At 49.2% G+C, this 250-nt stretch carries 1 protein-coding gene; it reads left to right on the forward strand.

Annotated elements, in window-relative coordinates:
- Positions 1-250, forward strand: a 250-nt coding sequence (locus SB749_RS20260; RefSeq protein WP_410711891.1) for a hypothetical protein, incomplete at both ends; no start/stop codon positions are given.

Consider the following 250-nt stretch of genomic DNA (forward strand, 5'->3'; position numbering starts at 1 on the left):
GGTTAGGTTATGAGAAGATCGGCCACGCTTTCACGAACCTTGTCCGGTCAATAGACACAAAAAAAGTTATTTCCATTGAAGCGGGTTTCGGTCGCGGCAAGACTTTTTTCCGAAAAGCCTGGGCACAACAGTTGAGAGCCGCGGGAGAAGTCGTTGTAGAAGTCGACTTGCAGCAGTCCGACCACTCTGGTGATCCAGTTATTTCTGTACTTGGCGCACTAGTGGACGCTCTTCCAAAAGGTGAAAAAGG

Source organism: Brevibacterium sp. SIMBA_078 (genome assembly GCF_046534565.1).
Taxonomy (GTDB): Bacteria; Actinomycetota; Actinomycetes; order Actinomycetales; family Brevibacteriaceae; genus Brevibacterium.